Raw genomic sequence first — 6454 nt, 5'->3', positions numbered from 1 at the left:
CCGACGCCGAAGCCGACGAAGTCCGCACCCTCCGCCATCCCCGGGTCCGACCACCGAGCCCTGATCGCCCGAGTCCGCTTGACGTGATTCGGGCCGCGCGGACGTCGGCGAGCAGGTCTGCTCGGTGCGCTTCGTATCCGNACCCTTCTGACGCCAGACCCCGGTGTGCCGTGGTGCGGGAACCTACAAGGGGTGCGCCTGCCGCGGGGGCGGCGCAGCGCGGTTGGGCAGCAGGGCCCTTTCTCCGGCGGGGCGCGAGGCAAGGTGCGGAACCTGAAAGGTTGCCGATGCGCATTCGGAGCGGTGTCTCGCGCGCCGAGACCTGGTCGGGGGTGTGTGCGGCCTACTACCATCAGGTGCACGGCGGGCAGGGGTCTGCTGAAATCTCCGTCCCTCCTGAGTGAGCGGCGCGCGGTGATTCGGGAGGCGCAGCGATGGGGCAGCAGCGGTGGCGGATCGGCGCGGTGGTGGTGCTCGCGCTGTTCGGGATGGTGCTCGCGGGATGCGGTGTGACCGTGCAGGATCGGACGGCACCGGAGGCTCCGGCCACCGAAACGGACTGGGAGATCGCCGGTTCGATGACCGCCACGGGTCCGAGCGGTCCGCGGCCCGGCGTGCCGGACGCGCCGCTCACCGCGACGAACGGTGACGGCGGCAGGTTCGACACGCTCGCGCTGAACTCGCTCGCGGATCTGCAGGAATTCTGGACGACGGAGTACCACAAGGACTTTCCGGGCCCGTTCACCCCGGTGCAGAACTTCTTCTCCTGGTCGGCGACGGCGCCGAAGGACCAAGCGATCCGCTTCTGCGACGAATCCACCTATCACGTCGTGAACGCCGCCTACTGCGGTCTCGACCACACCATCGGCTGGGATCGCGGCGTCCTGCTGCCGCAGGTCGTCGAGAAGTTCGGCGAGATGGCCGTGGTGATGGTGCTCGCGCACGAGTACGGGCACGCGATCCAGGGGCAGGCAACGTTGGCGGGCCTGCGCACCCCGACGCTGGTGCTGGAGCAGCAGGCCGACTGCCTGGCCGGGGTGTTCTTACGCCATGTGGCCGAAGGGAAGTCGGCGCACTTCACGTTGAACACCACCGACGGGCTCAACGCGGTGCTCGGCGCGACGGTCGCGTTCCGTGATCAAGGTTTCGGCGATCCGGGCAATGCGCACGGGTCGGCGTTCGAGCGGGTGACGGCGGTGCAGATCGGCTACTCCGACGGCACGAAGGGCTGTAAGGCGTTGACGCCGAAGGAGATCGCGCAGCGCCGCGGTCAACTGCCGGTTTCCTTCGGCGTGGCCGACGCGCTGTTCCAGCTGCCGGTGAACCAGCAGTCGCTGGAGCGGTTGAGCCGGACGCTGCTCGCCCTCTTCCCGTCCGCAGAGCCGCCGCGGTTCGACTACGCGGGGGTCGGCGACTGTGCGAATATCACCGTTACACAACCAGTTTCGTACTGTCCGACGGCGAACCGGGTCGGCACCGACGTGTCCGCACTCACCAAGCTGGGTGCGCCCGCGCCCGGCCAGGAGGAACTGCTTTCGGCGATGGTGCACGGCGACTACTCCGCCTTCGTCCTCTTCGTCTCTCGTTACACCCTTGCCGTGCAACGCGAACGCGGGCTGTCGCTCACCGGTGCGGAGACGGCGGGGTTGCGCACCGCGTGCCTGTCCGGTGTGGTGTCGACGAAATTGAGTGAGCCGGGCGGTGATCTGCGACTCTCGGCCGACGATCTGGATGAGGCCGTCTCCGAACTGCTGACCGAGGGCCTGGCCGCGAGCGACGTGAACGGAAAGGTGGTGCCGAGCGGGTATCAGCGCGTCGAGGCGTTCCGCACGGGCGTGCTGGACGGCGAGGCGGCGTGCCTGTCGCGGTACCGCTGAACCGGGCCGGGTCGGCGCTAAACCGGTAGGGACCGAAGCGAAGTCAGCGTGGTGGCCAGTGCGCGCGCGGCCTGCGCGCCCTTGGTCACGAAATGCTCGGTGAAGTACGTGACGTGCTCGCTGTGCTCGTGGAAGTGATGCGGGGTGAGCACGACGGAGAACACCGGCACGTCGGTGTCCAACTGCACCCGCATCAACCCGTCGATCACCGCGGACGCGACGAAATCGTGCCGGTAGATGCCGCCGTCCACGACCAGCGCCGCGGCGACGATCGCCGCGTACTTGCCGGAGCGGGCCAGCCGCTGGGCGTGCAACGGGATCTCGAACGCGCCGGGCACCTCGAAGACGTCGACGGTGGCGGGGTCGTAGCCGAGCTCGGCGTATTCGGCGGTGAAGCCTTCATACGCCTTGCCGACGATCGAGCTGTGCCAGCCGGCGCGGAGGAAAGCGATGGATCCGGTAGTTCCCATGGCCGGATCTTACTTGCCGGTAACGTGCGCCTCCAGCCAGTCCACCACGTCGGCGAGCACCTCGTCCTGCTCGGGTTCGTTGAATATCTCGTGGTAGAGGCCGTCGTAGCGGATCGCGGTGAGGTCTTTCGAGCCCGCGCCCCGCTCGATCAGGTCCGTGCCGGCGGGCGCGGCGATGGCGTCGCCGGTGCCGTGCAGCACCAGCAGCGGCACGGTGAGCCGGCCGAGGCGCTGCTTCACCAGGGTCGTCGTGTCCAGGATCTCGACCGCGGTGCGGGCGGGCAGGCTGCCGCGATAGACCAGCGGATCGTTGTCGTAGGCGCGGACCACTTCGGGATCGCGACTGATCTGTGACGAATCCAGTTTCAGCACACCGAGATTCGGGGCGAGCCGGGTGAGCAGCGGCGCGACGAGGCGCTGCAGCGGGTTCCCGAGCGGAATGACCAGCGGCGGCGCCGACAGCACGATGCCCGCGACGTCGACCGGCGCGCGGGTGGCCAGGTGCAGCACGATGAGGCTGCCCATCGAATGCCCGATCAGGAAGCGCGGCACGTCCGGGTATTCGCGACTCGCGATGTCCAGCATCGCCGCCACGTTGTCGGCGGCGCCGTCCATCGAACCGATATTGGCCTTGCTGCCCGCGGACTTGCCGTGACCGATGTGGTCGAGCGCGTAGACCGCGAACCCGGCGCCCGCAAAGCGCCTGCCGACGTGGGTGTAGCGGCCGGAATGTTCCGCGACGCCGTGCACCAGAACGATCACGCCGCGTGCCTGCGCCTCGGGCAGCCAGGCGCGCCAGGCGATTCCGCTGCCCGTGCCGTCGAACTGCCCGGTCTCGGTGCGGATGCCCGCGTCGTCGCGCTCCGGTTCCGCGGTCACGACCGCGCCTCGCCGGTGCTCGGCTCGGTCCTGCTGCGCTCACTCATGCATCGGCTCCTGATGGGTGCGGCTCGCTGCTCGTCGAGTACGCCAGCTCGGTGAAGAGCCGCCGGTTGAACTCGATGAGTCGAGCGTAGTTCACCCGGGAAAGGCGTTCGTCGGTTCCGTGGATCGAAGCCAGATCGCGTTCTTCCAGCACGATGGGGGCGAAGTTGCAGCGGGTCGCGGCCAGGTCGTGATAATGCCGGGAGTCGGTGGCGCCGGGCACGATGCCGGTGGTGATCACCGTGCCGGGGACCATGGCCTGCGCGATCTCGGCGACGAGGTCGAACGCGGCGCCCGGGGTGGCGTTCACCGTCGGCTCCGAGGACACCCCTTCGGTTTCGATCCGGACGCCGTTGTCGCGCACCACCTTCCGGCAGTGCGCGAGTACCGAGGCGACGGTATCGCCGGGCAGGATGCGGAAATTCACGAACGCCTCGGCGTGCTGGGGGAGCACGTTCGATTTCACGCCGCCCCGGATCACGGTGGGCGCGGTGGTGGTGCGCACCAGAGCCTCGGTCTGCGGCCGCACCGCCATCACGCGGGTGACCACCGGCGCGACCAGATCGGCGAGGCGCAGCAGTTGCCTGCGCGGCGCGGGCATGACCTTGCGCACCCGGGCGAGCATGTCGGCGGTGACCGGGGTCATCCGCAGCGGCATCGGATGGTCCTGGATGCGGGCGACCGCACGGGCGATCCGGCCGACCGCGGTCTGCTTACCGGGCATGGACGAGTGCCCGCCCAGTTCGGTGACCGAAAGCCGTACCGTCGCATAGCCTTTCTCGCCCACCATGATCGTCGCGACCGGTGGTTCGATGCGGTCGGCGACGCCGGTGGTGATCATGCCGCCCTCGTCCAGCAGCAGGTCGGCGAACACGCCTTGCGCACGCAGGCGCTGCGCCATGTGCATCGCGCCGGTGTCGCCGAAGACTTCCTCGTCGTGCCCGAAAGCCAGAAAGATGGTGTGCCGCGGGCGGACTCCGGCCGCGAGGGCGGCCTCTACCGCCTCCAGAATGGCGAGCAGCCTGCTCTTGTCATCGATTGCGCCACGGCCCCAGATGAATTCGTCGTCGACGACGCCCGCGAAGGGCGGATGCGTCCAGCGCTGCGGATCGTCGACCGGCACCACGTCCTGGTGGGCGAGCAGGATCGCCGCGACCTGATCGGGCGCTACCCCCGACCACCGGTAGAGCCTGCTGTGCCCGAACCGCTCCAGCTCGAGTTCGGCATGCACCCGGGGGAAGGATTGCTCGAGGTGCGCGGAGAGCCGGTCGAACGCCGCGTCATCGATATCGTCCGGATCGTCGGTGGACACGGTGACGCAGCGCAATGCGGCCGCAAGGCGCTCGGCGGTGTGATCGTCGACCGGTTCGGTCATCGGTCGCCGCTACGGTTCGGCAAATTCATGGACACCGTTGCATTGTTCAGCACGCCGGGCCCCAGCGGGATGGTCTTCTCGTTTCGCCACTTCACGATGCCCTCGGTGAGACCGCCCGGCAGGTCGGCCACGCGCGCACCGGTGAGCATCGGCAACTCGACACGGGCCTTGGTCACGGTGACCGAGGCGAGCGCCGGAGTGTGCGACCAGACGTCGTCGACCACGTCGGTGACCCGCACGCCGATGCGATGACCCGCCGCGATCGGCCAATCCTGGCCGAGCAGGCGGACTTCGGCGGTGCCGTCGCCGACCGGCGCGATACCGCGGGTGATCACGGTGGCCAGGTTGTCCGGGGCGATGTCGTACAGCTCGACCGCGACCGTGGCGGTCGCGGGACCGTCGAGTTGCAATGTCGCGGTCGGAATTCCGGACAGGTGCTGGGCCTGGGCCAACGGCTCCGAGACAGACCAGAGTTCGCGGTCGGGCCCGGGTACCAGGCCGCGGTCGGTGTAGCTGCCCGAGCGCAGATCCACCGGCACGCGCGCGGCATCGGCCGGCGGCCAGGCGGTTTCGGCGCGCCAGCGACCGTCGAACTGCCCGACCGTGATCCGCGGACCCGGGATTTCGGTATCGCGGCCCGCCACATGCTTGTCGAAGAAGGCCAGCAGTTCGGTGTCGAAATGCGGTGTGCCGCATTTATCGTGGCAGGTGCGGTGACCCCATTGACCGAACCAGGCGCGGTGCGCGCCGGGGCCGAGGCCGTTCCACAGATCGAAAACGCGGTAGGCGCGGGTGTTGTAGTCGACGAAACCCTGGCCGAGGAACAACGGAATGGTGTTGCCGCGCAATGGCCCGACCAGATCGCGATCGCGCCAGAATGCGGAATTGCCGTCATGGTTGCCGGTCTCGGCGAGATATTGCTGATAACACTGCATCGGCAATTGCGCTGCGGCGGCTTGATATTCGGGCGAATCCTCCGGGCGGCCGGGCGTCGACGCGATCAGCAGATGTTCCAGACCGGCGAAATCGGCTGGACGCACGCCGCTCTCGGTGACCGGCTTGCCGGAGAACTTCCACGATACGCCCTGCATGTACAGGTACGAGTACGGATCGACCACCGGCTCGAAAGAGGCGACGGCGGCGAGCCCCTTCGGCTTCGTCGCCAGGCCCATCAAGCCGGTCCAGCCCTCGTACGAGGTACCGAACATGCCGACCTTGCCGGTGGACCACGGCTGGTTCGCCGACCACTCCACCGCGGTCGCGACATCCGAGCGTTCACCGGGACCGCCGAAATCGGGGCAACCCGACGAACCGCCGAAACCGCGCAGGTCGACGATCACGTAGGTATAGCCGGCGCGCAGGAACATGTCCGCTTGCAGGTTTTCGGTGGACGGTCCGCCGGTCAACCGCGGTTCGCTCAGATACGCCAGGTGCGCGCGGTACGGGCTCACGGTGAGGATGACCGGCGTGCGGACATCGTCGGCGAGACCGTCCGGCCGCAGGATGTCCGCGTGCAGGCGGGTGCCGTCGGGGGCGTCGATGAACGCTTGCTTCCACTGGAACGGCACGTCCAACGGCTTCGCCGCGGCGGTCACCGGGATGGCCGGGGCCAGCAATAGCAGCAACCCACACAGGGCGCGCAGCAGCACACGTCGTTCGCTCACCATAGGACTATCGAGTGTGCCCGGACGACCGTCCAGACCCCGGAACCGGGGTAGCAGATCAGCCGATCGCGGGACGAATGTCGCCGGTCGTCGCCGACTCGCCGGGCGAACGCCACCCGATGTTCACTGCGACCCGCCAGCATT

At 68.5% G+C, this 6454-nt stretch carries 5 protein-coding genes; 1 reads left to right on the top strand and 4 read right to left on the bottom strand.

Annotated features, from left to right (window positions below; all coding sequences use genetic code 11):
• The first annotated feature begins 434 nt into the window (after window positions 1-434).
• On the top strand, window positions 435-1877 hold the full coding sequence (locus NBRGI_RS07270; RefSeq protein WP_029893799.1) for a metallopeptidase: 1443 nt from the start codon (window positions 435-437) through the stop codon (window positions 1875-1877).
• A 17-nt stretch (window positions 1878-1894) separates the two neighbouring features.
• Here NBRGI_RS07270 and NBRGI_RS07265 read toward each other — a convergent pair whose 3' ends face one another.
• Genes NBRGI_RS07265 through NBRGI_RS07250 form a run of 4 tightly spaced genes read right to left on the bottom strand, consistent with a single transcriptional unit; the run spans window position 1895 to window position 6313 of the window.
• Window positions 1895-2347, bottom strand: coding sequence for a 6,7-dimethyl-8-ribityllumazine synthase (locus tag NBRGI_RS07265; protein WP_029893798.1), 453 nt, complete (start codon window positions 2345-2347; stop codon window positions 1895-1897).
• A gap of 9 nt (window positions 2348-2356) precedes the next feature.
• Complete coding sequence (locus NBRGI_RS07260) at window positions 2357-3226, bottom strand: alpha/beta hydrolase (protein ID WP_235210873.1); 870 nt, start codon at window positions 3224-3226, stop codon at window positions 2357-2359.
• A 43-nt stretch (window positions 3227-3269) separates the two neighbouring features.
• Window positions 3270-4646, bottom strand: a complete 1377-nt coding sequence (locus NBRGI_RS07255; protein WP_036557765.1) for a M20/M25/M40 family metallo-hydrolase — start codon at window positions 4644-4646, stop codon at window positions 3270-3272.
• On the bottom strand, window positions 4643-6313 hold the full coding sequence (locus NBRGI_RS07250; RefSeq protein WP_029893794.1) for a CocE/NonD family hydrolase: 1671 nt from the start codon (window positions 6311-6313) through the stop codon (window positions 4643-4645). The genes NBRGI_RS07255 and NBRGI_RS07250 overlap by 4 nt, the downstream gene beginning before the upstream one ends.
• Window positions 6314-6454: the final 141 nt, after the last annotated feature.

This window comes from Nocardia brasiliensis IFM 10847 (genome assembly GCF_000710915.1).
GTDB classification, from domain to species: domain Bacteria; phylum Actinomycetota; class Actinomycetes; order Mycobacteriales; family Mycobacteriaceae; genus Nocardia; species Nocardia brasiliensis_A.
The sequence above is the reverse complement of the archived record's forward strand: the minus strand, read 5'-3'. Positions and strand labels throughout refer to the sequence as shown.

Coding starts and splice junctions, on each gene's coding strand:
- NBRGI_RS07270 (WP_029893799.1), top strand. CDS start 435: ATGGGGCAGCAGCGGTGGCGGATCGGCGCGGTGGTGGTGCTCGCGCTG.
- NBRGI_RS07265 (WP_029893798.1), bottom strand. CDS start 2,347: ATGGGAACTACCGGATCCATCGCTTTCCTCCGCGCCGGCTGGCACAGC.
- NBRGI_RS07255 (WP_036557765.1), bottom strand. CDS start 4,646: ATGACCGAACCGGTCGACGATCACACCGCCGAGCGCCTTGCGGCCGCA.
- NBRGI_RS07250 (WP_029893794.1), bottom strand. CDS start 6,313: ATGGTGAGCGAACGACGTGTGCTGCTGCGCGCCCTGTGTGGGTTGCTG.